The following is a 26145-nucleotide window of genomic DNA, read 5'->3' as shown; positions in this document are numbered from 1 at the left end:
AGGGAACCGGCGGCGCCGGGCTCCGGCGGGCGGGCGGAGGAGGGCTCCCCGTCCGGTCCCTACCAGGGATACGTGTACGCCTACCCGCACAAGACGGCCTACCGGCCGCTGGAGCCGCGCCCGGCGCTGCGCGAGGTGTGGGCGGGCGAGCCGCTGGACAACCTCTTCCTCTACCTGCACATCCCCTTCTGCGAGATGCGCTGCGGGTTCTGCAACCTGTTCACCAGGACGGGCGCGCCCGAGGACCTCGTCGCCGCCTACCTGGACGCGCTGGAACGGCAGGCGCGCGCCGTACGGGACGCCCTGGACGGCCCGCGGTTCGTCACCGCCGCGATCGGCGGCGGCACGCCCACCTACCTCAGCGCGGGCGAGCTGACCCGGATGTTCGACCTCACCGAGCGGATCATGGGCGCGGACCTGCGCGCCGTGCCGCTGTCGGTGGAGACCTCGCCCGCCACCGCCACGGCCGACCGGCTCGCGGTGCTGGCCGAGCGGGGGACGACCCGGATCTCCATCGGCGTGCAGAGCTTCATCGACGCCGAGGCGCGGGCCGCGGTCCGGCCGCAGAAGCGGGCCGAGGTCGAGGCGGCGCTCGGCCGGATCAGGGAGACCGGGTTCGAGGCGCTCAACATCGACCTGATCTACGGCATCGACGGGCAGACCGAGGAATCGTGGCGGTACTCCCTGGACGCCGCGCTGGAGTGGAAGCCCGAGGAGATCTACCTCTACCCGCTGTACGTGCGCCCGCTCACCGGCCTCGGCCGGCGGGCGCGCGACTGGGACGACCACCGGCTCGGCCTCTACCGGCACGGGCGCGACCACCTGCTGGCCGCCGGGTACGAGCAGGTGTCGATGCGGATGTTCCGGCTGCCCGGGACGGGCGGCGCCACCGAGTACTGCTGCCAGAGCGACGGCATGGTCGGCCTCGGCTGCGGGGCCCGCTCCTACACCTCCGGGCTGCACTACTCCTACGAGTACGCGGTCGGCGCGGGCCAGGTGCGCGCGATCATCGACGACTACGTACGGCTCGCGCCGGAGGAGTTCGCGGTCGCCAACGTCGGCTTCCGCCTCGACTCCGGCGAGCGCCGCCGCCGTCACCTGATCCAGTCGCTGCTGCAGGCCGAGGGGCTCGACCCGGCCGCCTACCGCGAGCGCTTCGGCACCGGTGTCACGGACGACTTCGGCGAGGAGCTGGAGCGCCTGGCGGAGCGGGGCTGGCTGGAGCCGCCCGCCGCGGGGAGCGGGGTCGCAGAGGGGAACGGGCGGGGACGCTCCGGGCATGGAGCCGGGGCCGTCCGGCTCCGGCTGACCCCCGAGGGCCTGGCGCACTCCGACGCGATCGGCCCGGCGCTGTTCTCCGGCCGGGCCCGTGAGCTGATGGCCGCCTATGAAACCCGCTGAGCCCGGAGGGGCCGCCTCCCCGGTGTTCCTGCGGATCGGCCCGAAGCCCGACCGCGCGGGGGACGGGCGCCCGGCGGGCCGGGAGACGGCGGGGCCGGGGGCGGTGGGCCGGGAGACGGCGGACGACCCCGGGCACCTGATGATCCTCTACCGGGGGCCGCTGTCGAGCTGCGACTACGACTGCGCCTACTGCCCGTTCGCCAAGCGGCGCGACGACCCGGAGCGGCTCCGGGCCGACCGGGCGGCGCTGGAGCGGTTCGCCGGGTGGGTGGCGGAGCGGGACCATCCGGTCTCGGTGCTGTTCACGCCGTGGGGCGAGGGGCTCGTCCGGTCGTGGTACCGCCGGGCGATGGTGGAGCTCAGCCATCTGCCGCACGTCCGGCGGGTGGCCATCCAGACCAACTTCAGCTGCCGCCCGGACTGGCTGGCCGAGGCGGACCTCGGCACGCTCGCCCTCTGGGTGACCTACCACCCCAGCCAGGTCGCCTACGAGCGGTTCCTGGAGAAGTGCCGGGACCTGGCCGGCAGGGGAGTGCGGTTCAGCGTCGGGATCGTCGGTCTGCCCGAGCATCTGGACCACGCCCGCAGGCTCCGGGCCGATCTCCCGGACCAGGTGTACCTGTGGGTGAACGCCGCCGAGGGCCGCCCCTGCACCGACGCCGAGGCGGCCGAGTGGACGGCGATCGACCCGTTGTTCCCCTACAGCCGCACCCCGCACCGCAGCGCCGGGCGGCCGTGCCGTACCGGCGACAGCGTCATCTCGGTGGACGGCGACGGCACCGTGCGGCGCTGCCACTTCGTCCCCGCCGTGCTCGGCAACCTCTACGACGGGACGTTCCGCCCCCGGGCCCGGCCCTGCCCGCTGGCGCTGTGCGACTGCCACATCGGCTACGTGCATCTGGAGCCGACCGGCCTGTACGACGTCTTCGCCGGCGGCATCCTGGAGCGCATCCCGCACTTCCCGCACATCTCATGTGACCGCTGACCCGGCGGGGCGGGCCGGCGCGCGGAAGGCGGCTCCACGGTTGTCCGCGTGGCCGTGAAGCCGCCTTCCGCCTGAGGATCAGTTCTCGATGATGCCGAGGAACGCGAAGTCGAAGAGATCGTTCAGGACCTCGTTGTGGTTGCTGTCGTCGATGTAGATGTAATTTCCATGGCCACGGTCCCAGCGGTCCCAGTCGTGGTCGGCCGCGGCGGGGCCCGCGAAGGCGAGGCTGGCGAACCCGGCGATGGCTGCACCGGCGAGAATACGACGGATCATGATTTTTCCTCCATGGGATCAGAGAATCATCGATGACTTTCGCGACAGACCGTGGTCGGTCGATCGCTCGCCGTACTCAATAGTCTCACTTGTCCCAGAAGTCGCTCTAGGGGAGTTTCATCACATTCGACCATATGATTGCTATGTCTTTTGGTGATTATCGTTTTCTCTGATCTGCGGGATTCGCCGGTACGGCAGAAGTCTCACCGGGGGCATGAAAAATCGGCTTCATGGCCGGGGTCCCGGTCATGAAGCCGATTTTTGCTGATATTTGAAATTGCCAGAAGTGCCCCCGGAGAGGGAGCGTGTCGCAAGGGAACGTTCTTCTCCCGGTTTTCGGGAGAATTCCCGATGTCTGCCGATCGGCAGGGGTGTCCGGAGGCGAGCCGGCCCCGGACAGGGGCGCCCGGCATGAGATGCCGGGCGCCCGGTGCCTTCCGGAGAAGGTCAGTTCTCGATGATGCCGAGGAGGGCGACGTCGAGGAGGTCGTTCAGGACCTCGTTGTGGTTGCTGTCGTCGATGTAGACGTATCCGCCACCGCCGCCGCCCTTGCCCCAGTCGCAGGTGGCCGCGGCGGGGCCGGCGAAGATCAGGCCTGCGAAGCCTGCGATGGCGGCACCGGCGAGAAAACGGCGAATCATGGCTTTTCCTCCATGGAAGAGAGAATCATGGTTGATTTCTGCAATCGACCGTGTTCGGTCGATCGCTCATCGCCATGAATAATCTCACTTGCCGTAGAGGACGCTCCAGTTGCTTTCTGTCATATTCGGCCAAAAAGCGGTGAGGTTTTCTTGGCGGTCACCGATGTTTCGTCTGTCTTATCCGCCGTCCTCCGGCCGCCGGTGACGCCGGGCGGCACGGGTGAGGAGCGGTCAGGTCTCCCGCTCCGGGCGGTAGTCGGCCTCGGACATGCCGAAGGTCCAGGCCACACCCGCGCGGGCGGTACGGGTGCCGGGCGGGACGCGCAGCCAGTACTTGCGGAAGGTGCCGTCGGGCTCGGCGGTGGAGTTGACCACCTCGACCATCGTCACCGGCTCGTCGCCGGGCAGGTCGATCCGCCAGAGGACGCCCGTCTCGTCCCGGTGGAGCGGGGTCGCCCCGGACTCGGCGAGATAGCGGTCGTAACCGAAGTGCTCCAGCATGACCCGGCGCAGCTCGGCGTTCTCCTCGGCGCGGATGCGCTCGGGCGTCAGCGTCGCCATGGAGTCGGCGAAGTCGGCGGGGACCGGCATGCCGCCCCAGGCGTGCACGGCGAAGCCGTCAGGGAAGAGCAGGGCCGGGCCGCCCGCGCGGTGCAGGCGCGACAGCTCGTCGCGGTGCAGCTCGACGGGGCGCTCGCAGACGATGGCGACCCGCTCGAACGGCCACCACCAGCCCGCCGACCGGGCCACCTGGATCAGCCCCTCCAGCTCCGGCCGCTCCAGCGCGTCGAACAGCGACAACCACGGCGCGTCCTGCTGGCCCAGCACGGCGTCCAGCGTCGAGGCGCGCAGCGCCGCGCCGGCGGCCTCCGACTCCTCGAGCGCGGCGACGGCCTGGCGGATCCGGGTGATCAGCCCGTTCGCCGGGTCCCAGAGCCGCCCCGCGGTCAGCGACCAGGCCAGCGGCCAGCCCACGGGCCCGAGCGCCGCGTGCGCCTCGGCCCTGGCCCGCTCCCACGGCCGGGTCCGCACCTCGTCGCGGACCGATCTCCCGGCGCCCAGCGTGGCGATGGCCCGCGCGCCCGCGGCGGGCGAGTCAACCCAGATGATCTTCTCCGGCTCGGCCAGCCCGGCGGCCCGGTAGGCCAGCCGCACTCCCGCCTCGGCCCGGGGCCGGTCCGCGGGACCGGTCTGGAAGGCCACGTCCTCCCAGCGCCGGGCCGCCGCGGTCAACACGTCGGCGAGTTCCATGGTGACAGTCATGTAGCGGGCTCCTGGTGTGAGGGAACGTCGGGAGGAGGCGTCGGGAGGGGTCAGTCGGCGACGACGCGGAAGGCGCCGGGGACGTACTCTCTCTGGCGCTGCACGCGGTACCAGCCCTTGGGCAGGGAGATCGCGGCGTGCTCCTCGTGGACCAGCCGGCCCCCGGAGGGCACGTGCAGGTAGTCGGGGTCCATCGGGTGCGGGGAGCGGACCAGGGTCCCGGGGCCGGCCACGGCGTGGGCGTGCCCGGTGGCCTCGCCCAGGGCCAGCACCAGGCGGCCGCGGGCGTCGCGCGGGACGGAAGGGGCCGCCTGGACGGAGAGGGGGACGGCGTCGACGGGGACGGGAACGATCAGGATGTCACCCTGGCGGTACATGGGTCGCTGGCTCCTCGATCTCGGGGTTGATCGGAAAACTAGTCCTCGCCACCGACATTTCCGGCCGCCGGCGGAACCGGACGCGCCCGATCCCGCGATAGATCAGAACGTGTACCGATTCCTCGCCAGACGCCGGGAACCACCCCCGATCACCCCCGACAGCGGCGACGCCGACCTCCTGCTGGCCGTCGCCGCGGAGCGGGTCGAGGCGCTGAAGATCCTGCACCGGCGGCACGCCCCCCGGCTCCGGGTACGGCTGGCCCGCCGCTGCGCCGACCCCGACCTCGTGGACGACGCGATCCAGGACGCCTCCGTCGCCGTCTGGCGGGACGCGCACCGCTACCGCGCCGTGGACGGCCGCTCCCCCGGCGCGGGCCGCCGGCGCGGGCCCGGGCGGCCACCCACGGCCCGCGCCGGCGGAGCGGGAAAGGAGACGCACGTCACATTCACCCGTGTCACATTGCGCGGCGCTGTCCCGTCGTAGGTGTGCGACCACCGACCACGACAGAGGAGTCCACCATGGATGCCCGCCTGAACCTCTTCGCCAGCCCGACCGCAGGCAAGTTCCTGAAGCACCTCGTCTCCGCGAACAAGGCGCTGTCGGAATCGACGCTGCCGGCCGCGACGCAGGAGCTGGTGAAGCTCCGCGCGAGCCAGATCAACGGGTGCGGTTTCTGCACCGACATGCACACCAAGGACGCCCTCGCCGCCGGTGAGTCGCCGGTGCGCCTCAGCCTGGTCGCGGCCTGGCGGGAGGCCACGGTCTTCACCGAGGCCGAGCGCGCCGCGCTGGAGCTGGCCGAGCAGGGCACCCGGATCGCGGACGCGGCCGGCGGGGTCACCGACGAGGCCTGGGCGAACGCCGCCAAGCACTACGACGAGGAGCAGCTCGCCGCCCTGATGTCCGGGATCGCCCTCATCAACGCCTTCAACCGCGTGAACGTCATCGCCCGGCAGCCCGCCGGTGACTACCAGCCCGGCCAGTTCGGATGACCGGGAGCCCCGGTCCGGAGCGCCGCCGCCGCACGCCGGCGGCGCTCCGGGATCCGGGCGGGAACGAGCGTGCGGCCCGTCCGGGCAGTCGACCGTGATCGACGCCTCCGGGAACAGGACGGCGCATTCCGTCAGCGCCTCCCGCAGGTCCACCGGGACCGGGCTCATCGACAGCTGGCCGGCGTCCAGGCCCGGAGTGGTCAGCAGGTCCTCGGTGAGCATGGTCAGCCGGGTGATGAGGACCTGCGAACGGGCGATCATCTGCCGGGCGCGCTCGGGCGGCAGGTCGGGATGGTCGTCGACGATCTCCAGGAAGCCCCTGACGGCGGCCAGCGGCGAGCGCAGCTCGTGCGAGACCACGGCGACGAGATGGTCGCGCAGGGCGTTGGCCCGCCGCAGCTCCTCGTTGTGCAGGGACAGCTCGTCGGCGTGGCGCCGTACGCGCCGGTAGAGCGTGGTGATCTCGCGCAGCAGCGAGGTGAGGACCACCAGCGCGGCCACCAGGGCCGGCAGGCGGGCGCCGTACCAGCCGAAGGTGAAGCGCGCCCCGGCGAACAGGGTGAGGATCACGTCTCCGCAGGAGGCGATCACCGCCACCATCGCCCAGGCCTCCAGGCCCCGTACGGCGCCGCGGAACCGGGTGGCGGCCAGGAGCAGGGCCACGACGTTCAGCGCGATGATGGCCGCGCCGAACCGCTCGGTCAGCACGCGGTAGCTCCCGTTGGCCATGATCACGGGAATGTTCCCGGCCCCGGCCTCCAATCGTCGCGCCGAGCAGCCCGGTGGGGGAGAACAGGCCGGAGAAGACCAGCGCGTGTGAGACGATCACCGCCGCCGACCACAGGTAGGCGCAGGACAGGGCCAGCAGCCGGCGGTCGCCGCCCGCCAGGAACTGGGTGATCAGCAGGAACGCGGTGAGCAGGTCGCTGACGCACACCACCGCGAGGAACGCGGGCAGGAGGGCGGGCACCTGTCCCAGCATGCGGTCCGCGCCCATGCAGATCAGCGCGGTGACCACGGGGACGACGACCGCGGCCAGGAGGGGCGCGCGGCCCACCCTGGCGGTCGGGGGCGTGTCGGGGGCTGGGCTGGGGGTCACGCCGTCCGGGCTGAGGATTCCACGGTGTGATCCATGTCCCAGGACGGTCCCGGATGAGGACGCCGGGAACGGCGTCAGGCGGCGGTCAGGGCGCGCAGGACGAAGCCGGCGACGGTCTCCTCGGCCTCGTCCACCGTCACCGTGCCGCCGAGCAGGGGCAGCCGCTCGGCGCCGATGACGGCCATGATGATCCGTGCGGTGGCCGGCACGTCGGGGGCGTGGAAGACGCCCGCCTCCACGCCGCTGCTGATGATGCCGGTCAGGATGCGCTGCATCGGCGCCACGTGCTCGGCCAGGCGCTGGTAGGCGTCGGGCCCCAGGGCGGCCGACAGGTCGGCGGGGCCGGGGTGCGGGTGGGCGAGCAGCCCGGCGAGCTGGAGCCGGACGAACACCCGCAGCCGCTCGGCGGGGGAGGCGTTCTCCGGCAGCTCGCGCTCGTAGGCCTCGATGAAGTAGTGCGTCACCCGCTCGGTGAAGGCCAGCAGCAGCGCGGCCTTGTCGGGGAAGTAGTTGTAGAGCACGGTGCGGGTGATCTCGGCCTCGACGGCCACGTCGGTCATCGAGATGGCGTCGATGCCCTGGTGTCGGGAGAGCCGCGAGACCGCCTGCAGGATGCGGTCCTGGGTCTGGGCGCGGTGCTCGCCGATCGTCGCGGCCGAAATCCGGGGCATGGTCCCATGGTGGCACAGCGCACGGGGACCGGCTCGTCGATCTGTGCGGTGCGCTCGCCATCGCGGAAGCTACCTTTCCGCGATGGGTGACATCGTGGTCATCAACGGCGACGGGACTCCGTCGCCGGCGGCGGGATCCGCTGGACCACGGAGGGCACGAATGACGATTCTCAGCTCCAGGGCGCTCAACCGCGCGACCCTCGCCAGGCAGCTCCTGCTGCGCCGTTCGGAGCTGACGGTGCCGCAGGCCCTGGAGCACCTGGCCGGCCTCCAGGCCCAGAGCACGCACACGTGGTATGTCGGGCTGTGGTCACGGCTCGCGGACTACACCCCGGAGGACACGGTGCGGCTGCTGTGCGAGCGGGGCGCGGTGCGCATGGCCCTGATGCGCTCGACCATCCACCTGGTGACCTCCGACGACTGCCTGTGGCTGCGCCCCCTGGTGGAGCCGGTCATCGAGCGCATGACGATGAGCAACTTCCGCCGCGGCCTGACCGGACTGGACCTCGGCGAACTGGTGACGGCGGGCCGCGAGCTGCTGGCCGGCAGGCCGCTGACCTTCAGTGAGCTGGGCCGCGAGCTGGCCGGGCGGTGGCCGGAGAACGATCCGGCTTCGATGGCCCAGGCGATCCGCGCGTACGTGCCGCTGGTGCAGGTGCCGCCGCGCGGCCTGTGGGGCCGGAGCGGGCCCGCCGCCCACCAGGCGGTCGAGACGTGGCTCGGGAAGCCGGTGGACGCCGGGGCCTCGCTGGAGAGGCTGGTCCTGCGCTACCTGGCCGCGTTCGGCCCGGCGACGGTCCGCGACGTGCAGCACTGGTGCGGCCTGACCCGGCTGGCGGAGGTCGTCGAGCGGCTCCGGCCGGAGCTGACGGTCTTCCGCGACGAGAAGGGACGGGAGCTGTTCGACCTGCCGGACGCCCCCCGGCCCGACCCGGACACGCCCGCGCCCGTGCGGTTCGTCTACGACTACGACAACCTGCTGCGCTCGCACGCCGACGTGAGCCGCGTCGTCACGGTGGACTACGCCGACCAGGGGTTCGGCATGACCGGGGAGGAGCCGAGCACGGTCCTGGTGGACGGCTTCGCGGCCGCCACCTGGAGGATCGTCAAGCAGCGCGGGACGGCGACGCTGACGGTGCGCCCGTTCCGGAAGCTGACCGGCGCCGAGGAGGAGGCGGTCAGCGCCGAGGGAACCGCCCTGCTGGCCTTCGTGGCGGCCCGGGCGAAGGCCCACGACATCGTGTTCGCGGCGCCGCAGCCGGGGTGAGGTGTTCCCGCGGTTTTCACGCGGCCCCGGCGGGGTGACGGTGGTCCCGCATCGCTCCGGCCGGGTGGCGGCGTTCCCGTGCCGCCCCGGCGGGGTGGCGGTGTTCTCGCGTCGTCTCAGCCGGGGACGACGGCCGTCAGGCGGCGACCTCGGCTCGCGCGATCCGGCCGAGGTCGCCCAGGACCTCGGTGTTGAGCTGGTAGGCGAGCTTGGTCTCGCGGATGATGCGCCGCTTCTCGGCCTCGTCCACGGGCAGGGCGTCCAGCCGGGCGCGGTACTCCTGCTTGAACCGGGGGAGGCTGCCGACCGCGTCGAAGCGGTAGAAGTCGACGCCCCCGCCCGGACCGTAGCCGTAGATCTTCTCCAGCGCCATCCGGATGAACTGCCCGCCGGACAGGTCGCCCAGGTAGCGGGTGTAGTGGTGGGCGACGTAACCGCCGGGCCAGGAGGCGACCTGGTTGATCCGGGCGACCAGGGTCCGGGTCGGCAGGGAGGGCTCGATCCGGTCCGCCCAGTCGGCCCCGTAGATCGTCTCCAGGTCGCGGGCCAGCGCCTCCTCCCGGTAGAGCTCGGGGAAGACGAACGGCGCGGCGACCGGGTCGTCGGCGAGGGCGCGGGAGGCGGCGTCGAGGGCGACGTAGGCGAAATAGTGCTGGGCGACCATCTCGCCGTAGGCCTCGCGGCTGAGCCGGCCCGCCATCAGGGCCTTGAGGTAACCGTCGCCCTCGGCTGACTCGTGGTCGCTCCAGGTGGAGTTCTTGAGAACTTCGGAGAACGACGGCTGGGTCATGATCGCTCCATGTCGCAGGGGCCTTTCATGACACAGTGTCACAAACATCCGGAGGCTGCGTCAAGCTGATCGCGACACCCTGTCATTTAACCGCTTCGCCGCCGCCCCCGCCAGGACGAGCAGTCCCCCGAACACCGGCAGCCAGACCAGGCGCTCCGGCAGCCAGGAGAGGCGGGCGGGCGGGGTGAGCAGTCCCGGGACGGCGCCGAAGCGCAGTGCCGCCAGGGTGGTCACGGCCGCCGCCGTCAGGTGCCAGAGGAAGATCGTCATAGCGGACAGGTTGAGCAGCGCCACCGCTGCCCAGAGTCGGGGCCGGCGCATCAGCCGCCCCAGCGGCCCGTGCGCCAGCAGCGCCAGCCCCACCTGGGCGAGCCCGAAGGCGACGGCGGCCAGCGTGGGCGGGCTGAGGTTCGAGACCCCCGCCCCCGGCACGCCCACCATGCTCGCGGGATAGCCGAACCCGGCCACCAGGGCCGCCGTCCCAGCCGCCCCTCCGGCCAGCAGCGCCACCGCCGTCCGCCGGGAGGCGAGCCCGCCGCCCGCCCAGCCCACCCCCAGCATGTACGGCACCAGCCACCCGGCCGCGAGGTTCACCCACCCCAGCCAGCCCGGCCCGTCCAGGCCGAACCTGACCGCGTCCACCGCGAGCACCACCGCGGCCGCCGAGGCGGCGGTGACGCCCGGCCGCAGTTTCAGCAGCAGGGGGGTGGCGGCGGTGAGCGCCGCGAAGACCGCCAGGAACCAGATCGGCCCGAGCGCGGGGAGCGCCAGCGCCCTGACCGTCGCGTACGGCGCGCCGTGCAGCGCCAGCCCCGCCGCGATCCCCGCCCAGACCAGCACGAGCGGGACCACCGGCCGCAGCAGCCGCCCCATCCTGGCCCGCACCCACGCCGGACCCGCCGCCCGCGCCGGATCACCCACAGTCCGCAGGCTCCGCGCCGCCGCGTATCCGCCCACGAAGAAGAACACCGCCAGCGTCTGCAGCACCCACGACAGCGGTGCGAGCTCCGGCATGGACGCGAGCGGGCTGGAGACGGAGACCGTCCCCCGGGGCCCGGGAACCCACGCCGTGACGAGCCAGTGCCCCAGCACCACCCCGGCGATCGCCAGCGCCCGCAGCGCGTCCACCCCCCGGTCCCGCCCCGGCGGCGTCATCGCCTCGACCCGCGCCGCCCATCCCGCGCCGACCTTCCCCCGCTCCGCGTCCGGGTTTCCCGTGACCGGCGCCGGTGCGGCGAGGGCGGGTGCGGGCGTGATCGGCGCCGCCGTACGGCGCCCGGCCAGGTCACGCATGGGACACCTCGGCGGTCCGCCCGAGGGCGATCAGGGTGAGGTTGCGCAGGGACTCGCCGCCGGGGGCGAGGTAGTCGCTGTGCCCGGCGGCGCCGGCCGCGAACACCCGGGAGCCGTAGCCGGGCTCGGCGGGATCGCGGCCGAAGCCCAGCGGGCCGATCTTGATCTTGGGGATGCCGCGCGCCCAGTCCTGCGTGCCGCTGCCCGCCCAGAGCGGGACCCCGCCCAGCTCGGCCGCCGAGGACACGCCGAGCCCGGGGCTGCCGAACACGGCCAGGTTGTCCGCCCGGATCCCCGGCGCGGCCTTGGCGCACACCACCGACCCGTAGCTGTGGCACAGCAGGCTGACCCGCTTGCCGCGGAGCGTCTCGTTCACGTAGCGCCGCAGCGCCGGGGCGCCCTTCTCCGCGGCCCAGCCGGTGGCGGACCTCAGGCTGACGGTCGCCGGGCTGTCGTACCCGAGCCAGGCGACCACGGCCAGCCGGGCTCCCGGGTCCAGCTCCCGCGCCTGGGCGAGCACCGCCCGGGCCCCGCCTCCCGGGGTGCTGTACGGCTTGGCCCGCCCGCCGTCGAAGGTGGCGGACGTGGTGTCGGCGCCGGGGACGATGACGGCCACGTGCTCCGCCGTACTGAGATCGCCGTAGACCCGGATGATCCGGTCGCCCTGCGGCGAGGGGACGACCAGGTAGGTGAGCGCCGCGGCGGTGGCGACGGCGAGCGTGGAGCGGAGCACGGGGGCCTCCTGTCCGGTTCGGGGGAACGAGACAGGACGCTACGAATCAAGATCGGTAACTCGCGTCACACCGCGGTGCTCACCTTCACGTCACCCCTCGGGGGGAGGGGGGCGACGCCATCCGGGGAGCCGGGCGTGGGACGGTCCCCGGGGAACCTCACTCGCCGGGGCGGACCAGCCCGGACTCGTAGGCGTACACGATCGCCTGGGCCCGGTCGCGCAGGTTCAGCTTGGCCAGGATCCGGCCGATGTGGGTCTTGACCGTCTGCTCCGAGAGCACGAGATCCTCGGCGATCTCCTGGTTGGAGCGGCCCTTGGCGATGAGGACGAGCACCTCGGTCTCGCGTTCGGTGATGCCGTCCAGCCGGACGCGCGGGCGCTGCGGCCCGACGCGGGCGAACTCCGCGATGAGCCGCCTGGTCACCGAGGGCGCCAGCAGCGCCTCCCCGGCGGCGACCACCCGTACGGCCTCGGCCAGCTGCTGCGCGGAGGCGTCCTTGAGCAGGAACCCGCTGGCCCCGGCCCGCAGCGCCTCGTAGACGTAGTCGTCGAGATCGAACGTGGTCAGGATCAGGATCTTCGGCGGGCACCCCTCGTCCTCGCCGGAACCGGTCCGCTCCCCGCGCTCCCCGGCCTCCCCGCGCGGGCCGGGGGAGAGGATCTCCCGGGTCGCGGCCAGCCCGTCCATGACCGGCATGCGCACGTCCATCAGGACCACGTCCGGCCGCAGCTCGGCGATGCGCTCGATCGCCTCCCGCCCGTTCACCGCCTCGCCCACGACCTCGATGTCGGGCTGGGCGTCCAGGAACACGGTGAAGCCGGTTCTGACCATGCCCTGGTCGTCGGCGATGAGCACCCTGATCGTCATACGTCCTCCATGATCGCCTGGATCGTCATGCTTCCTCAGCGATCGGAAGTATCGCGGTGACCGCGAAGCCCTTTCCCGCCGGCCCCGCCCACACGCTTCCGCCGAGCATGGCGGCCCGTTCCCGCATCCCGATCAGGCCGTGTCCCGTGTGCTTGTCGCGCCCCGCCTTCGCCGCCTCCGCGGCGGCGCGGTCCCCGCCGTCGTCCGCCACGTGGATGTTCAGCTCGTCGCCGGATCGGGAGATCTTCACCGTGACGGCCGAGCCGGGCGCGTGCCGCATGGCGTTGCTGAGCGACTCCTGCACGATCCGGTAGGCGGACAGGCTCACCGCGGTGGGCAGTTCGAGCAGGTCGCCGCCCAGCTTGAGCTCCACGGCGAGCCCGGCGGAGCGCGCGGTGGAGGCGAGTTCGTCCAGGCGGCCCAGGCCCGGCTGCGGCGCGGTGTCCGTACGCCCGTCCCCGTCGCGCAGCACGCCCAGCACGCGGCGCATCTCGGTCATGGCGGCCAGCGAGAGCGCGCGGATCTCGCCGAGCCCCTCCTCCAGCAGCCGCGCGTCCCCCCGCGCCTTCAGCGGCACGGCCTCCGCCTGGATGGCGATCACCGACATGTGGTGCGCCACCACGTCGTGCAGCTCCCGGGCGATCCTGGCCCGCTCCTCCAGCACGGCCTGCCCGGCCAGCGCCTGCTCGCTGCGCCGTTCCTCCTCGGCCAGCCGCCCGGCGGCCGTCCTCCTGGCCTGGACGTTGTAGCCGAACAGGACGGTGACGGTCACCAAGGCGATGCCGATGAGCGTCACGCCGGGCAGGTTGGGGCCGGATTGGATGCCGAGGATCCACAGGGCGGCAGCCGAGATCATCCACACGCCGATGATGACGTGCCGCTCGCAGCGGACCGCGACCGCGTAGACCACCAGCAGGTACATGATCACGGCGTCGGCGGAGAAGGCCGCCTCCAGGTCCTGGCCGCGGGTGGCGATCCCCCAGGGGATCAGCACCACCGCGAGCCGCCAGGCCGCCAGCGGCCAGCGGTCGCGCAGCGCCAGCGGCAGCGAGGAGGTCACGGCGATGAACGCGATCTCTCCCTCGTCCAGGGGGGTCGCCAGATGCAGCGACTCGTCCCTCATGAGCCCCTGCACGGCGCGGAACAGGATGAAGGCCAGCACGAGATCGGCGACGAGGACCAGGTCGATCGTGCGGAACGGCAGCAGGCTCAGGAACCCCGGCACGCGGGGGGCCAGCCGCCGGGGGCGGGGGTGCGGCGGACCGGCCCTGCCGGTCCACACGGCCGCGGTGAGCGCGCGGCCCAGCCGGGCGACGGGCCGCAGCCGTGCCCGCTGGGCGGGGGGAGAAGCCATCCGGCCAGTCTAGGGAGACCGCCGATCATCCGGATCACACCGTGGAGTGATCCCCCGCCTCATCCCGGAGAGTCCTCGGGAGGATCTTCCGTCCTCCGCGAACGGAAATTACACAATTACGATCGCTCACAGCGAAACAGCTCAACTCTGGGAACATTCAGGGACTCCTGTTAATTGAGTCTGTATAACTCAACCCCCTGGAGTGCAGATGAGTGAGAGCTTGATCCTCCCGGTCCTTCCGCTGGACGACGCGGTCGTGCTTCCGGGGATGGTCGTTCCTCTGGACCTGTCCGACACGGAGATCCGCGCCGCGATCGAGGCCGCCCAGGCACTCGACGACAACAAGCCGTGGGTCCTGCTCGTTCCCCGGATCGACGGCCGGTACGGCCCGGTCGGCGTCCGGGCGATCGTGGAGCAGGTCGGCAGGCTGCCCGGCGGCGAGCCCGCGGCCGTGGTGCGCGCCGTCGACCGCGTCCGCGTGGGCGCCGGCACCACCGGCCCCGGTGCGGCGCTGTGGGTGCAGGCCACCCGGATCGACCCGGTCCCGGCGAGCGAGCGGGCCGAGGAACTGGCCAAGGAATACAAGGCGCTGACCACCACGATCCTGCAGAAGCGGGGCGCGTGGCAGGTCGTCGACGCCGTCAACCAGATGAACGACCCGTCGGTCCTGGCCGACAACTCCGGCTACGCCCCCTGGCTGAGCACCCAGCGCAAGGTCGAGATCCTCGAGGCCCCCGACCCCGCCGACCGGCTGGAGAAGCTGGTCGAGTGGGCCCGCGAGCACCTCGCCGAGCTGGACGTGGCCGAGACGATCCGCAAGGACGTCCAGGAGGGCATGGAGAAGCAGCAGCGCGAGTTCCTGCTCCGCCAGCAGCTCGCCGCGGTCCGCAAGGAGCTCAGGGAGCTCAACGGCGACTCCGCCGACTCGGAGGAGGACGACTACCGCGCCCGCGTCGAGGCCGCCGACCTGCCCGAGAAGGTGCGCGAGGCCGCGCTCAAGGAGGTCGACAAGCTGGAGCGGACCTCCGACCAGTCCCCCGAGACCGGATGGATCCGCACCTGGCTCGACACCGTCCTCGACATCCCGTGGAACGAGCGGACCGAGGACTCCTACGACATCACCGCGGCCCGCGAGGTCCTCGACGCCGACCACACCGGCCTCGACGACGTCAAGGACCGCATCATCGAATACCTCGCCGTCCGCGGACGCCGGGCCGCCAAGGGCCTGGGCGCGGTGGGCGGGCGCCGCAGCGGCGCCGTGCTCGCGCTGGCCGGTCCCCCCGGAGTCGGCAAGACCTCGCTCGGCGAGTCCGTCGCCCGCGCGATGGGCCGCAAGTTCGTCCGCGTGGCCCTCGGCGGCGTCCGCGACGAGGCCGAGATCCGCGGCCACCGGCGCACCTACGTCGGGGCGCTGCCCGGCCGGATCGTCCGCGCCGTCCGCGAGGCCGGCTCGATGAACCCGGTCGTGCTCCTCGACGAGATCGACAAGGTCGGCTCCGACTACCGGGGCGACCCGACCGCCGCGCTGCTGGAGGTGCTCGACCCGGCGCAGAACCACACCTTCCGCGACCACTACCTGGAGGTCGAGCTCGACCTGTCGGACGTGCTCTTCCTGGCGACCGCCAACGTGCTGGAGGCCATCCCCGGCCCGCTGCTGGACCGCATGGAGGTCGTCACGCTCGACGGCTACACCGAGGACGAGAAGGTCGCCATCGCCCGCGACCACCTGCTCCCGCGCCAGCTGGAGAAGGCCGGCCTCGCCGCCGAGGAGGTGACGGTCGAGGAGGAGGCCCTGCGCAAGCTCGCGGGCGAGTACACCCGGGAGGCCGGCGTCCGGTCCCTGGAACGCTCGATCGCCCGCGTCCTGCGCAAGGTCACCGCCAAGGCCGCGCTCGGCGAGGACGCGCTGCCGGTCGCCGTGACGGCCGGCGACCTGGTCGGATACCTCGGCCGCCCGCGCCACGTGCCCGAGTCCTCGCTCCCGGAGTCCCGGCAGCGTACGGCGGTGCCGGGCGTGGCCACCGGCCTGGCGGTCACCGGGGCGGGCGGCGACGTCCTGTACGTGGAGGCGTCGCTGGCCGACCCGGAGACCGGCGACACCGGCCTGACCCTGACCGGCCAGCTGGGCGACGTCATGAAGGAGTCGGCCCGGATCGCGCTGTCCTACCTGCGCTCGCGCGGCGCGGAGCTGGAGCTGCCGGTCTCGTCCCTCAAGGACCGCGCGGTGCACGTGCACTTCCCCGCCGGGGCGGTGCCCAAGGACGGCCCGTCCGCCGGCATCACGCTCACCACGGCCCTGGCCTCGCTGCTCTCCGGCCGCCTGGTCAGGAACGACGTGGCGATGACCGGCGAGGTCTCCCTCACCGGCCGGGTGCTGCCGATCGGCGGGGTGAAGCAGAAGCTGCTGGCGGCCCACCGCGCGGGCGTCACCACGGTGCTGATCCCGGCCCGCAACGAGCCCGACCTGGACGACGTCCCGCAGGCCGTCCGCGACGAGCTCACCATCCACCTGGTGAGCGACGTGCGGGAGGTCCTGGAGATCGCGCTCGCCCCGGCCAAGGTCGCCGAGCCCGCCGCGGCCTGACGTCTCGCAAGACCGCTCGACGGCGCACAGAACAGCCTGACGTCTCACAGGAACGGTCTGACCGTCCCGTGGGAACGGCCCCATCGAGGGGTAGGCAGGAACGGCCCGCCCTCCCCGGCGCGGGGGAGGGCGGGCCGTCCGCGTCCTCGGCGTGGAGAGTTCCCGTCTATCCCTCGGGTCGGCGCCTGATCTCTGAGAGCGCTTAGCAGCTTTGGGTGACAGACTGTCGCGCGACGGTCACTCTCGGTCGGGACCGTCTGGTGAGGCGAGCCGGTCACCCGGCCTGTCGCGCAGCACGACGGCGTCAAGGTGTGAGAGATCCGGGAGGTGCCTGTGGCCGTGGCCGAGGCCGACAGCGAAGGCGGACTGGGCGGCCGATGGGCCGTGTTCCTCCTTCCAGCGGCTGCGCGGCACCGGCACCTACCAGAGCGTCGGCATGGGCCTGAGCCTGGTGCAGCGCATCATCACCCGGCACTCCGGCCGCATCTGGGTCGAATCCACCCCCGAAGGAGGCACCACGTTCTTCTTCACCCTGCCCACCGCGTGACGTCACCGCCGCCGGGCGGGACCGCCGTGACGCCATGAGCCCACCGCGCGCCGCTGAGCGATCTCGGCGGAGGGCTGCCCCGCGGCGACGGATGCCGTACGCTGGCAGCGCCTCTCAAGATCTCGACTTCGGGAGTCGCCATGATCACGCATATCGGCGTGGCCGTGCTCTACGTCAGCGACCAGCAGGAGTCCGTGGACTTCTATGTCGAAAGGCTCGGTTTCAACAAGACCGTCGACGCGGAGATGTCCGAGGGAACGCGCTGGATCGAGGTGACTCCGCCGAACGGCCAGACGGCGATAGCCATCCACGACGCCGCGGCGTCCGGGAAGCGGCCCGGGGAGGGGGCGTACCTCACCTTCACGTGCGACGACATCCAGGCGACGGTCGCCGAACTCCGGAACGCGGGGGCGACGGTCACCGACCCGGTCGAAGAACCGTGGGGCACGTATGCCCATGTGGACGGTCCGGACGGCCACCGGATCCAGATCCACCAGAAGTAGCCGGCCGCGGTACTCGTCAGCACGCATCCGCGCCCTCCGGGCTCGCCTCGAGTCACCGATCGTCGAGAGCGGGCCGGCGACCGGACGCGCGTGGGAACCCCCATCCCGCGCTTCGACGATCGCCGATTGCCAATCCCAGAGCGTGATCACAAAGATGGGGTCGTTCAGGGCCATCGGCTATCCGCTGACATGACGTACAGAAGGCACTTGATGAGCACCGAGATCGACGTCTACGACCCCTCGCTGTATGAGATCGGCGTTCCCTGGGACGGCTACGCCTGGCTCCGGCGGAACTCCCCCGTCCACCGGCACGCCGAGCCCGGCGGCCCCGGGTTCTGGGCCGTCACCCGGCACGCCGACATCCAGCGCGTCTCCCGGCACCCGGAGGTCTTCTCCTCCTACGCGGGCGGCATCATGGTGCCGGACCAGACCGAGGAGCAGCTCTCCCGGAACCGGCTCATGATGCTCTTCCAGGACCCGCCGGAGCACACCGCCACCCGCAGCGTCGTCAACCGGGGCTTCACCCCGCGCATGATCGGCAAGCTCGAGGACCACATCCGCGAGATCTGCCACGACCTGGTCGGCGCCGCCCTGGAGCGCGGCTCGGCGGACTTCGTCGCCGACATCGCCGCGCCGCTCCCGCTGTATGTGATCTGCGAGCTGCTCGGCGCGCCCCCCGAGGACCGGGAGAAGATCTTCACCTGGTCGAACGCGCTCATCGGCGCCGACGACCCGGAGTTCGCCACCGGTGACCTGACGCCGATCTTCGAGCTGCTCGACTACGCCACCGCGCTCGGCGCGCGGCGCCGAGCCGAGCCGCGCGACGACATCGTCAGCAAGCTGGTCGCCCCCGGTGAGGACGGCACCAGCATGGACGACCTCTCCCTCGGCGTGTTCGTGATGCTGCTGGCCGTGGCGGGCAACGAGACCACCCGCAACGCCGCCTCCGGCGGGCTCCAGGCGTTCTTCGACCACCCGGACCAGTGGCGGCGGCTCCTGGACGACCGATCGCTGCTGCGCACGCTCCCCGACGAGGTCGTCCGCTGGGTCTCCCCGGTGATCACCATGCGCCGCACCACGCTCACCGACACCGAGCTCGGCGGCCAGAAGATCCCGGCGGGGGAGAAGGTCGTCCTCTACTACCCCTCGGGCAACCGCGACGCGGACGTCTTCCCCGACGCGGACGCCTTCGACATCGGCCGCGACCCCAACCCGCACATCGGCTTCGGCGGCGGCGGCCCGCACTTCTGCCTCGGCGCCCACCTGGCCCGCATGGAGGTCCGGGTGCTGTTCGAGGTCCTGGCCGAGCGCGCCCCGGACATCGCCCCCGCCGGACAGGCGCGCCGCCTGCGCTCCAACTTCGTCAATTCCATCAAGGAGATGCCGGTCCGCATGGGCAGATGACATATATGGACGAATCATCAAGTTGATCGACCGAATGATTCGCTCATGTTGTCATGGGCTCCATGCTGTACGGAACGCCGCAGCTGGAGCCCCCTTCGCCGCCCGGATCACGCCGCTCCGCGACCCCTACCGCTGACGCCCTCCCCGGCCGGGAGGCCGCGGCTCCGGCCCCGTCCCGTCAGCCGTACGGCCGGGCGGCGCGACCCCGCGGCCCTGTCCCGTCAGCCGTACGGCCGGGTGGAGTGACCCCCGCTCACCTCCCGCAGAGCGCGCGGTCGACCAGGTCGGTGGCGGCCTTCTCCTGATCCCGCGTGCGGGCGTCGCCGAACTGCGAGGACACCGCCAGCACGACGCTGCGCCGGCCGTCGGCGGTGACGCCGGTGCGGGTCTGGTATCCGGGGTCGTCGCCGCCGTGGCTCCAGTAGACGCCGCCGCACGACAGGGGGCGTGACATCACTCCCAGCCCGTAGCGCACACCCGGCCAGGCCTCCTCGAAGGGCGTGGCCGGGACGGTGGCGCGCATCTGCTCCAGCATCGCGGGTGACAGCAGCTTGCCGCCGGCCAGGGCGCGCAGGAACCGGTTGACGTCGCCGGTGGTGGAGATGAGGCCACCGGCCGCGTCGCCGTCGAAGTGCCTGGTGAGGTCCACCGGCTTCTTGCCCGCGGCCACCAGGTAGCCCTTGGCGTGGGGGGAGGGGACGCCCACTGAGGCGCCCGCCCAGCGCGTGTGCCTCAGCCCGAGGGGCCGGCTGACGCGGTCGCGGACCTCGACGTGCCAGGGGTTCCCGGTGGCCTTCTCAATGATCATGCTGATCAGCAGGTAACCGGTGTTGGAGTACATCCAGTCCTTGCCGGGGGCGAAGCCCGGCTTGCGCTTCACGGCCTCGGCCACGATCTGCTCGGCGGTGAAGGGGTCGTAGCGGTGCTTGAGGTAGTCCTCCAGCGAGGCGAAGGACGGGTAGGCCTCGGGGATGCCGCTGGTGTGCTGGAGGAGGTGGCGGATCGTGATCGCGCCGCCGTCGTTGCCGTTGCCCTTCACCACGCCGGGCAGCCAGCGCTCGACGGTGTCGTCGAGGGACAGCGTGCCCTCTTCGGCGAGCTGCAGGACCACGGTGGCGACGAAGGTCTTGGTCACGCTGGCGATCCGGGTGTAGCCGCCCGGGGGGACGGGCCGCCCGGTACGGAGGTCGGCGACGCCGGCGGTGGCGACCAGGCGGCGGCCGTCGGCGGTGACCACCTGGGCGTCGACGCCGATGACCCCGATCCTGCGGAGGGCGTCGACGTCGCGCTGGAGCCGGGCCCGGCCGTACGCGGGGGCGGAGTCCCCGGACGCGGAGGCGGAGTTCCCATACGCGGGGGCGGCGGTCCCGGCCGCGGAGGCGGGCGGGGGGACGAGGGAAGCGGCCAGGGCGGCGGTCACGGCGCAGGCGGCGGACAAGGCCGCCAGGCGACGCCCGCGTCCTCCCGCCATCCGCGAGCCGGAGTGCCGGGAAGCGGTGTTGTTCATGAAGTGGTTCCCTCCGTGGTCGGCGCCGGTCGTCCCGGCAGACGGTTCGACCCTAGGAAGGAAGATCGTCCGCCGGATCGGCCATAAGCCCGGATCCGCATCGACCTTTGGGAGGAGCGGGCGGGCCCCGGCGCGACTTTGGATGCGTTCCCCCGGCGAGGCCGTTGTCCTACGCTTGGCGGCGTAGCAGGCGCCCCCCGGCTCCCGGCGGGGGCGCCGCCCGGTCCCCCGAGGCGAATGAGGCACTCATCCCAGGTTCCGTCTCCGCGACGCGGTTTCTGCGCGCGGTCTCCGCGGCGCGGCGCTCCCGCTTCTCCCGCGCGGTCTCCGCGGCGCGGCGCTCCCGCTTCTGCCGCTCGATCTCCGTGATGCGACGGGGCGTCCGGGCCCGTCCGCTGCTCGCGGACGCGCTGCTCGCGGCGGCGCTGGCCGCGTCGGTGCTGCTGATGCGGCGCGGCGAAGGGCTTCCCGCCGACGGGGCCGGGAGCGCGACGGTGATCGCGTTGCTGCTGGCGCAGGCCGTGCCGCTGGCATGGCGCCGGTCGCGCCCATGGCCGGTCCTGGCGGCGGTCGCCGCCGCCTACATCGCCTACGAGCTGGTCGATCCCATGGTCGACTTCAAGGACGGCGCGTGCATCCTGTTCGCCGGCTACGCCGTCGCCCGGCACGCGCGCCCGCCGGCGAGCGCCTCCGCGGTCGTCGTGGTGGCGGTCGCGGTGCTGGCGCCGGAGCTCGCCGGACCCTGGCTGAGCCTGCCCGCCCCGCGTGAGCCGGTGGTGGACCCCCTCGGGGTGGTGCTGGTCGTCGCGTTGTCGGCGGGGGTGTGGTGGCTCGGCGCCTCCCGGCGCCACATCCACGCCGACGCGGTCCGCCTGCGGGGGCTGGCCGGGCGGCTGCGCGCGGAACAGGAGGTCAGCGCCCGGCGCGCGGTCGTGGCCGAGCGCGCGCGCATCGCCCGCGACCTGCACGACCTGGTCGCCCACCACGTCAGCGCGATCGCGATGCAGGCGCGTGCCACGGCCGAGGCGCTGACCGACGACCCGCGTTCGGCCGGGCGGGGCGTGGACGCGATCGGTACGGCCGCCGACACCGCGCTGGCCGAGATGCGGCGCCTGCTGGGCCTGCTCACCGACGACCGGGACGGGCCGGATCCCGCCCCGGAACCGTCGTTGCGTCATCTGGACCGGCTGGCCGCCGCCGCCCGCGCCGCCGGATGCCGGGTCGCGATCGAGGCGGACCCGGTGGGAGGGGTCCCGCCCGCGGTGCAGGTGTCGGCCTACCGCGTCGTGCAGGAGGCGCTCACCAACGTGCTGCGGCACGCGGGCGCCACGGCCGTACGGGTGGTCCTGGTGCGGGAGGAGGGGCGGCTGGCCGTCACCGTCGAGAACGGGCCGCCCGCGCCGGGCCGCACCCCCCTCACCGGCTCCGGGCTCGGGCTGGTCGGCATGCGCGAGCGCGTGGCGCTGTTCGGCGGCCTCCTGCGGGCGGGCCCCCGGGACGGCGGCGGATGGCGGGTGGAGGCCCTGTTCCCCTTCCCGGAACCGGCCCCGCATGCCGAGACCCCGCTGCAAGCTCCCGGGGACATCGCGAATCCGCCGGGAGTCACCGGGGGCGTCACGGACCCTCGGGGAGCGGCATGACGCCCGTGCGCGTGCTCATCGCCGACGATCAGGAACTGGTCAGGGCGGCCCTGCGCCTCATGATCGAGCGGCGTGCCGATCTGACGGTCGCCGGGGAGGCCGCCGACGGACAGGAGGCGGTGGCCGCGGCCCTCGCGCTCCGGCCCGACGTGGTGTTGATGGATGTGCGCATGCCCGGGATGACGGGAGTGGAGGCGACCGGCCGCATCCTCGGTGACTGGCCGCACGACGGCCCCCGCCCCCGCGTGCTGATGCTGACCACGTTCGATCTCGACGAGTACGTCCACGCCTCCCTGCGCGCGGGAGCCTCCGGCTTCGTGCTGAAGAACACCACGCCCGACCGGCTCGCCGACGCCATCCGCGTGGTCGCCGCAGGAGAGGCCGCGCTCGCCCCGAGCGTCACCCGGCGGATCATCGGCGCCGTCACGGCCCTGCCCGCCGCCCTGCTCGCCGACGTTCCACGGCCCGCCGGGGGAGCGGCGCGGCCGGATGCCCGGTCGGAGGCGGCGCGGCGGATCGGCGAGCTGACCGCGCGCGAGCTGGAGGTCCTGATCCTGGTCGCCAGAGGCATGTCCAACACTCGCGTCGCCAGGAGCCTCGGCCTGTCGGAGGCGGGGGTGAAGAGCCGGGTGAACCGCATCCTCACCAGGCTGGGGCTGGAGAACCGGGTCCAGGCGGCGATCCTCGCCCACGAGGCCGGCCTGATGGAGCCCTTCCCGCGCTCTCCCTCCTGACGGGGGGGAGAGCGCCTCTTCCCCGGCGTGTCCGGCCCGGTTCCACGGGCGGGCCGGCTGCTCGTGTGTGTGATGGGTATCACGTGAACCGAGGGGAATGCGGGAGAGGAGCGATGTGTTGAGGCAGACGTGAACGTGGCGCACGACATCTGGATGACCCCGCAGGGCCGGGTCATGTGTCGTGCCGCGCGCATGTGCGGGACGCCCTGCGCGTGTGCCATGGGCGGCATGCCCTCGATGCGCTGAGCCCGGACGCCCCCCGCTCGCGCCGAAGCCCCGGCCCCGTTCCTCCCGAGAAGGTCCTGCACCATGAACTGCCCCGCGGACACCATCGTCCTGCGCCGCCTGAGCCACCTGCCGTTCCCTCCCGGCACGCGCTAGCCCTTCCCCCGCCTGAAGTCTTCTTCCGCGATCTATTCATGTTGGGGAACCGTTGTGATCGATGTGTCAGGCCTGCGCAAGGTCTATCGAGACCGGGGACGCGAGGTCGTCGCCCTGGGCGGTGTCGACCTCCACGTCCGCCAGGGTGAGATCTTCGGCGTGCTGGGGCAGAGCGGCGCCGGTAAGAGCACGTTGCTGCGCTGCGTGAACCTGCTGGAGCGGCCCACCGCGGGCACCGTCTCCGTGGCGGGCCGGGAGCTGACCGCGCTCGGCGAGGCCGACCTGCGGCGGGCCCGGCAGCGGATCGGCATGATCCACCAGCACTTCGCGCTGCTGTCGTCGCGCACCGTCGCCGGGAACGTCGCCTTCCCGCTGGAGGTTATGGACGTCGGCCGGGCGGAGCGGGCCCGGCGGGTGGCCGAGCTGCTGGAGCTGGTCGGGCTGGCCGGCAAGGCCGGGGCCTACCCGGCGCAGCTGTCCGGCGGGCAGAAGCAGCGGGTCGGGATCGCCCGCGCGCTGGCCGGCAACCCCTCGGTGCTGCTGTCGGACGAGGCCACCTCGGCCCTCGACCCCGGGACCACGCAGTCGATCCTCGCCCTGCTCAAGAACCTCAACCGCGAGCTGGGGCTGACCATCCTGCTGATCACCCACGAGATGCACGTGGTCAAGGGCATCTGCGACTCGGTCGCCGTGATGCGCGACGGCCTGATCGAGGAGTCCGGCGGCATCGCCGAGCTGATCGCCCGTCCCGGCTCCCGGCTGGCCGCCGAACTGTTCCCCCTGCCCGATCCCGAGCCCGGGAGCGTCACGGTCACCTTCACCGGGCGGGCCGACGAGCCGGTGATCTCGGAGGTCGTGCGCAAGTTCGACGTGGACGTGAGCATTCTCGGCGGCGCCCTGGAGGAGGTGGCCGGCGTCTCGGCCGGGCGGCTCCGGGTCCGTCTCACCGGCGGCGAGCGCGCCGCCGCCCTCGACTATCTGACCGGGCGCGGCCTGCTGGTGGAGGAGGCGGCATGAGCTGGGATGAGATGAGCCCGCTGCTGTGGGAGGCGACCGGGCAGACCGCCCTGATGGTCGTCTGGTCCACGCTGTTCACCGTCCTGCTCGGCCTCCCGCTCGGCGTGGCGCTGATCCTCACCGACCGGGGCGGGCTGCTGCCCTCCGCGCCGGTCAACCGGGTGCTCGGCCTGGTCGTCAACATCGGCCGGTCGCTGCCCTTCATCGTCCTGATGATCGCGGTCATCCCGCTGACCCGGCTGATCGTCGGCACCACCATCGGCACCTTCGCCGCCGTCGTCCCGCTGACGCTCGGCGCCGCGCCGTTCTTCGCCCGGCTGGTGGAGACCGCGCTGCGGGAGGTCGGCCGGGACACGGTGCAGGCCGCCCAGGCCATGGGCGCCGGCCGCTGGACGATCATCGGCAAGGTCCTCCTGCCCGAGGCCAGGTCCGGCCTGGTGGCGGGGCTGACCGTGACCGTGGTGGCGCTGATCTCCTACTCGGCCATGGCCGGGGTGATCGGCGGCGGCGGTCTCGGCGACCTGGCCATCCGGTACGGCTACCAGCGCTTCGAGACCACCCTCATGGTGGTCACCGTCATCGTGCTGATCGTCATCGTCCAGCTCGTGCAGACCGTCGGCGACGCCGTCGCCCGCCGCCTCACCCGCCGCTGACGCCCTCCCGCCTCTCTTCCAGAGCCTCGTCGTGAGGCTTCTCTCCCGGGACTCCGTCATGAGCGGGTCCCGGACTCCCATCCGAAAAGGAGCGCACACCATGCGCAGGTTCTTCGCCGTCGCATCCGCCGCCACCGCCCTGGCCCTGGCCCTGACCGCCTGCGGCTCGACCGGGTCCGGCACCTCCGAGTCCACCGGCGCCGCCGCGCCCGCGGCGGGAGAGGTGCTCAAGGTCGGCGCCACCCCGGTCCCGCACGCGGCGATCCTGAAGTTCGTCAAGGACAACCTCGCCGCCGAGCAGGGCCTGAACCTGGAGATCGTCGAGTTCACCGACTACGTCCAGCCGAACGTCCAGCTCGACGACGGCCAGCTCGGCGCCAACTTCTTCCAGCACCGGCCGTACCTGGACGACTTCAACGCCTCCAAGGGCACCAAACTGACCTACGTCAAGGACGTGCACCTGGAGCCGCTGGGCCTGTACTCCAAGAAGATCAAGGCCGCCGCCGAGCTGGCCGACGGCGCGACCGTGGCCGTGCCCAACGACGCCACCAACCTCGGCCGCGCGCTGAAGCTGCTGGCCGACAACGGCGTGATCACCCTGAAGGAGGGCGTCGGCACCGCCGCCACCGAGCGCGACGTCGCCGCCAACCCGAAGAACCTGACCTTCCAGCCGCTGGAGGCCGCCCAGCTGCCCCGCTCGCTGGAGGACGTCGACGCCGCCGTCATCAACGGCAACTACGCGATCGAGGGCGGTCTCAAGCCCGCCACCGACGCGCTGGTGCTGGAGAAGGCCGAGGGCAACCCGTACGCCAACGGCCTGGTCGTGGCCGCGGGCAAGGAGCAGGACCCGCGCGTGGTCAAGCTCGCCGAGCTGCTGTCCGGCCCCGAGGTGAAGCAGTTCATCGAGCAGACGTACAACGGCTCCGTCATCCCCGCCGACGGGAAGTGATCGATCGCGCCGGGTGAAACGATCACTTCCGCCGCGGCGAAGTGATCGTTTCCCTGACGGGTGAGGGAATAGCCAGGTCGCGCCGATGATTTAACGATCTTTATTGGGAAAGATCGGGAAAATCCACTTATCGAATCTTCGGCGTGGCCTGGCGCTTAAAGCGAATTGAAAGTGGATGGCAATCGTCCGGTCCTACAACGGGAACGTCAGAAAA

25 protein-coding genes and 2 pseudogenes are annotated in these 26145 nt (G+C 72.4%); 14 read left to right on the top strand and 13 right to left on the bottom strand.

Annotated elements, in window-relative coordinates; genetic code table 11:
- Positions 1-72: 72 nt before the first annotated feature.
- Together Plo01_RS01190 and Plo01_RS01185 are read left to right on the top strand one after the other, a co-directional pair.
- Complete coding sequence (locus Plo01_RS01190; RefSeq protein ID WP_239315787.1) at positions 73-1401, top strand: STM4012 family radical SAM protein; 1329 nt, start codon at positions 73-75, stop codon at positions 1399-1401.
- Between the two features lie 139 nt (positions 1402-1540).
- Entirely contained in the window at positions 1541-2386 is an 846-nt protein-coding gene (locus tag Plo01_RS01185; RefSeq protein WP_203888636.1) for an STM4011 family radical SAM protein, read from the top strand.
- Between the two features lie 78 nt (positions 2387-2464).
- On the opposite strand, the gene Plo01_RS01180 is transcribed toward Plo01_RS01185, so the two are convergent.
- From Plo01_RS01180 to Plo01_RS01165, 4 genes are all read right to left on the bottom strand, one after another.
- A complete protein-coding gene (locus Plo01_RS01180; protein ID WP_203888549.1) occupies positions 2465-2662 on the bottom strand; it encodes a hypothetical protein in 198 nt (65 codons plus the stop codon).
- Between the two features lie 447 nt (positions 2663-3109).
- On the bottom strand, positions 3110-3304 hold the full coding sequence (locus Plo01_RS01175; protein ID WP_203888548.1) for a hypothetical protein: 195 nt from the start codon (positions 3302-3304) through the stop codon (positions 3110-3112).
- A gap of 231 nt (positions 3305-3535) precedes the next feature.
- On the bottom strand, positions 3536-4567 hold the full coding sequence (locus Plo01_RS01170; protein WP_203888547.1) for a DUF6745 domain-containing protein: 1032 nt from the start codon (positions 4565-4567) through the stop codon (positions 3536-3538).
- 50 nt (positions 4568-4617) lie between these two features.
- Entirely contained in the window at positions 4618-4944 is a 327-nt protein-coding gene (locus Plo01_RS01165; RefSeq protein WP_203888546.1) for a DUF8820 family protein, read from the bottom strand.
- A 109-nt stretch (positions 4945-5053) separates the two neighbouring features.
- On the opposite strand from Plo01_RS01165, the gene Plo01_RS01160 reads away from it, so the two are divergent.
- Positions 5054-5428 carry an RNA polymerase sigma factor gene (locus Plo01_RS01160; protein ID WP_239315729.1) on the top strand — a complete coding sequence of 125 codons (375 nt, stop codon included), beginning with the start codon at positions 5054-5056 and terminating at the stop codon, positions 5426-5428.
- A 35-nt stretch (positions 5429-5463) separates the two neighbouring features.
- Positions 5464-5937 (top strand): carboxymuconolactone decarboxylase family protein, encoded by a 474-nt coding sequence (locus Plo01_RS01155; RefSeq protein ID WP_203888544.1) that lies wholly within the window; start codon positions 5464-5466, stop codon positions 5935-5937.
- 258 nt (positions 5938-6195) lie between these two features.
- Here Plo01_RS01155 and Plo01_RS41260 read toward each other — a convergent pair.
- From Plo01_RS41260 to Plo01_RS01140, 3 genes and pseudogenes are all read right to left on the bottom strand, one after another.
- Positions 6196-6666 (bottom strand): annotated as a pseudogene (locus tag Plo01_RS41260) (MASE4 domain-containing protein); the annotation flags it as partial.
- Positions 6667-6715: 49 nt separating this feature from the next.
- Positions 6716-6919 (bottom strand): annotated as a pseudogene (locus Plo01_RS41255) (MASE4 domain-containing protein); the annotation flags it as partial.
- Positions 6920-7110: 191 nt separating this feature from the next.
- Positions 7111-7707, bottom strand: coding sequence for a TetR/AcrR family transcriptional regulator (locus Plo01_RS01140; protein WP_203888543.1), 597 nt, complete (start codon positions 7705-7707; stop codon positions 7111-7113).
- A 160-nt stretch (positions 7708-7867) separates the two neighbouring features.
- On the opposite strand from Plo01_RS01140, the gene Plo01_RS01135 reads away from it, so the two are divergent.
- Positions 7868-8974, top strand: a complete 1107-nt coding sequence (locus tag Plo01_RS01135) for a winged helix DNA-binding domain-containing protein (RefSeq protein WP_203888542.1) — start codon at positions 7868-7870, stop codon at positions 8972-8974.
- Positions 8975-9110: 136 nt separating this feature from the next.
- Here Plo01_RS01135 and Plo01_RS01130 read toward each other — a convergent pair whose 3' ends face one another.
- From Plo01_RS01130 to Plo01_RS01110, 5 genes are all read right to left on the bottom strand, one after another.
- The gene (locus Plo01_RS01130; RefSeq protein WP_203888541.1) at positions 9111-9764 is read right to left on the bottom strand and encodes a biliverdin-producing heme oxygenase; all 654 of its coding nucleotides are present in this window, start codon (positions 9762-9764) and stop codon (positions 9111-9113) included.
- A 60-nt stretch (positions 9765-9824) separates the two neighbouring features.
- Positions 9825-11057, bottom strand: a complete 1233-nt coding sequence (locus Plo01_RS01125) for an acyltransferase family protein (protein WP_239315727.1) — start codon at positions 11055-11057, stop codon at positions 9825-9827.
- Positions 11050-11790 carry an alpha/beta hydrolase gene (locus Plo01_RS01120; protein WP_203888540.1) on the bottom strand — a complete coding sequence of 247 codons (741 nt, stop codon included), beginning with the start codon at positions 11788-11790 and terminating at the stop codon, positions 11050-11052. Before Plo01_RS01120 ends, Plo01_RS01125 begins: the two co-directional genes overlap by 8 nt.
- Before the next feature lie 157 nt (positions 11791-11947).
- On the bottom strand, positions 11948-12658 hold the full coding sequence (locus Plo01_RS01115) for a response regulator (RefSeq protein ID WP_203888539.1): 711 nt from the start codon (positions 12656-12658) through the stop codon (positions 11948-11950).
- Between the two features lie 25 nt (positions 12659-12683).
- On the bottom strand, positions 12684-14012 hold the full coding sequence (locus Plo01_RS01110) for a sensor histidine kinase (protein ID WP_203888538.1): 1329 nt from the start codon (positions 14010-14012) through the stop codon (positions 12684-12686).
- Between the two features lie 208 nt (positions 14013-14220).
- Between Plo01_RS01110 and lon the strand changes: the two genes are divergently transcribed.
- The 4 genes from lon to Plo01_RS01090 all read left to right on the top strand — a co-directional run bounded on the left by lon (position 14221) and on the right by Plo01_RS01090 (position 19050).
- A complete protein-coding gene (gene lon, locus Plo01_RS01105) occupies positions 14221-16596 on the top strand; it encodes an endopeptidase La (RefSeq protein ID WP_203888537.1) in 2376 nt (791 codons plus the stop codon).
- Between the two features lie 211 nt (positions 16597-16807).
- Positions 16808-17143 (top strand): ATP-binding protein, encoded by a 336-nt coding sequence (locus tag Plo01_RS40800; RefSeq protein ID WP_275415346.1) that lies wholly within the window; start codon positions 16808-16810, stop codon positions 17141-17143.
- Between the two features lie 140 nt (positions 17144-17283).
- Complete coding sequence (locus Plo01_RS01095) at positions 17284-17646, top strand: VOC family protein (protein WP_203888535.1); 363 nt, start codon at positions 17284-17286, stop codon at positions 17644-17646.
- A gap of 210 nt (positions 17647-17856) precedes the next feature.
- Positions 17857-19050, top strand: a complete 1194-nt coding sequence (locus Plo01_RS01090; protein ID WP_239315726.1) for a cytochrome P450 — start codon at positions 17857-17859, stop codon at positions 19048-19050.
- Positions 19051-19303: 253 nt separating this feature from the next.
- On the opposite strand, the gene Plo01_RS01085 is transcribed toward Plo01_RS01090, so the two are convergent.
- Positions 19304-20557, bottom strand: a complete 1254-nt coding sequence (locus Plo01_RS01085; RefSeq protein WP_203888533.1) for a serine hydrolase domain-containing protein — start codon at positions 20555-20557, stop codon at positions 19304-19306.
- 368 nt (positions 20558-20925) lie between these two features.
- On the opposite strand from Plo01_RS01085, the gene Plo01_RS01080 reads away from it, so the two are divergent.
- The 5 genes from Plo01_RS01080 to Plo01_RS01060 all read left to right on the top strand — a co-directional run bounded on the left by Plo01_RS01080 (position 20926) and on the right by Plo01_RS01060 (position 25931).
- The gene (locus Plo01_RS01080) at positions 20926-22197 is read left to right on the top strand and encodes a sensor histidine kinase (protein WP_203888532.1); all 1272 of its coding nucleotides are present in this window, start codon (positions 20926-20928) and stop codon (positions 22195-22197) included.
- A complete protein-coding gene (locus tag Plo01_RS01075; protein ID WP_203888531.1) occupies positions 22194-22931 on the top strand; it encodes a response regulator in 738 nt (245 codons plus the stop codon). Before Plo01_RS01080 ends, Plo01_RS01075 begins: the two co-directional genes overlap by 4 nt.
- Before the next feature lie 435 nt (positions 22932-23366).
- On the top strand, positions 23367-24329 hold the full coding sequence (locus Plo01_RS01070) for a methionine ABC transporter ATP-binding protein (protein WP_203888530.1): 963 nt from the start codon (positions 23367-23369) through the stop codon (positions 24327-24329).
- The gene (locus tag Plo01_RS01065; protein WP_203888529.1) at positions 24326-24982 is read left to right on the top strand and encodes a methionine ABC transporter permease; all 657 of its coding nucleotides are present in this window, start codon (positions 24326-24328) and stop codon (positions 24980-24982) included. The genes Plo01_RS01070 and Plo01_RS01065 overlap by 4 nt, the downstream gene beginning before the upstream one ends.
- 100 nt (positions 24983-25082) lie before the next feature.
- On the top strand, positions 25083-25931 hold the full coding sequence (locus Plo01_RS01060) for a MetQ/NlpA family ABC transporter substrate-binding protein (protein ID WP_203888528.1): 849 nt from the start codon (positions 25083-25085) through the stop codon (positions 25929-25931).
- The last annotated feature ends 214 nt before the right edge of the window (positions 25932-26145 follow it).

The organism is Planobispora longispora (assembly GCF_016863135.1).
Lineage (GTDB): Bacteria > Actinomycetota > Actinomycetes > Streptosporangiales > Streptosporangiaceae > Planobispora > Planobispora longispora.
The sequence above is the reverse complement of the archived record's forward strand: the minus strand, read 5'-3'. Positions and strand labels throughout refer to the sequence as shown.

What these genes read in the sequence shown, in the direction of transcription:
- Plo01_RS01185 (WP_203888636.1), top strand. Translation starts at nt 1,541, where the DNA reads ATGATCCTCTACCGGGGGCCGCTGTCGAGCTGCGACTACGACTGCGCC.
- Plo01_RS01180 (WP_203888549.1), bottom strand. Translation starts at nt 2,662, where the DNA reads ATGATCCGTCGTATTCTCGCCGGTGCAGCCATCGCCGGGTTCGCCAGC.
- Plo01_RS01175 (WP_203888548.1), bottom strand. Translation starts at nt 3,304, where the DNA reads ATGATTCGCCGTTTTCTCGCCGGTGCCGCCATCGCAGGCTTCGCAGGC.
- Plo01_RS01170 (WP_203888547.1), bottom strand. Translation starts at nt 4,567, where the DNA reads ATGACTGTCACCATGGAACTCGCCGACGTGTTGACCGCGGCGGCCCGG.
- Plo01_RS01165 (WP_203888546.1), bottom strand. Translation starts at nt 4,944, where the DNA reads ATGTACCGCCAGGGTGACATCCTGATCGTTCCCGTCCCCGTCGACGCC.
- Plo01_RS01155 (WP_203888544.1), top strand. Translation starts at nt 5,464, where the DNA reads ATGGATGCCCGCCTGAACCTCTTCGCCAGCCCGACCGCAGGCAAGTTC.
- Plo01_RS01140 (WP_203888543.1), bottom strand. Translation starts at nt 7,707, where the DNA reads ATGCCCCGGATTTCGGCCGCGACGATCGGCGAGCACCGCGCCCAGACC.
- Plo01_RS01135 (WP_203888542.1), top strand. Translation starts at nt 7,868, where the DNA reads ATGACGATTCTCAGCTCCAGGGCGCTCAACCGCGCGACCCTCGCCAGG.
- Plo01_RS01130 (WP_203888541.1), bottom strand. Translation starts at nt 9,764, where the DNA reads ATGACCCAGCCGTCGTTCTCCGAAGTTCTCAAGAACTCCACCTGGAGC.
- Plo01_RS01125 (WP_239315727.1), bottom strand. Translation starts at nt 11,057, where the DNA reads ATGCGTGACCTGGCCGGGCGCCGTACGGCGGCGCCGATCACGCCCGCA.
- Plo01_RS01115 (WP_203888539.1), bottom strand. Translation starts at nt 12,658, where the DNA reads ATGACGATCAGGGTGCTCATCGCCGACGACCAGGGCATGGTCAGAACC.
- Plo01_RS01110 (WP_203888538.1), bottom strand. Translation starts at nt 14,012, where the DNA reads ATGGCTTCTCCCCCCGCCCAGCGGGCACGGCTGCGGCCCGTCGCCCGG.
- lon (WP_203888537.1), top strand. Translation starts at nt 14,221, where the DNA reads ATGAGTGAGAGCTTGATCCTCCCGGTCCTTCCGCTGGACGACGCGGTC.
- Plo01_RS01095 (WP_203888535.1), top strand. Translation starts at nt 17,284, where the DNA reads ATGATCACGCATATCGGCGTGGCCGTGCTCTACGTCAGCGACCAGCAG.
- Plo01_RS01090 (WP_239315726.1), top strand. Translation starts at nt 17,857, where the DNA reads ATGAGCACCGAGATCGACGTCTACGACCCCTCGCTGTATGAGATCGGC.
- Plo01_RS01085 (WP_203888533.1), bottom strand. Translation starts at nt 20,557, where the DNA reads ATGAACAACACCGCTTCCCGGCACTCCGGCTCGCGGATGGCGGGAGGA.
- Plo01_RS01080 (WP_203888532.1), top strand. Translation starts at nt 20,926, where the DNA reads ATGCGACGGGGCGTCCGGGCCCGTCCGCTGCTCGCGGACGCGCTGCTC.
- Plo01_RS01075 (WP_203888531.1), top strand. Translation starts at nt 22,194, where the DNA reads ATGACGCCCGTGCGCGTGCTCATCGCCGACGATCAGGAACTGGTCAGG.
- Plo01_RS01065 (WP_203888529.1), top strand. Translation starts at nt 24,326, where the DNA reads ATGAGCTGGGATGAGATGAGCCCGCTGCTGTGGGAGGCGACCGGGCAG.
- Plo01_RS01060 (WP_203888528.1), top strand. Translation starts at nt 25,083, where the DNA reads ATGCGCAGGTTCTTCGCCGTCGCATCCGCCGCCACCGCCCTGGCCCTG.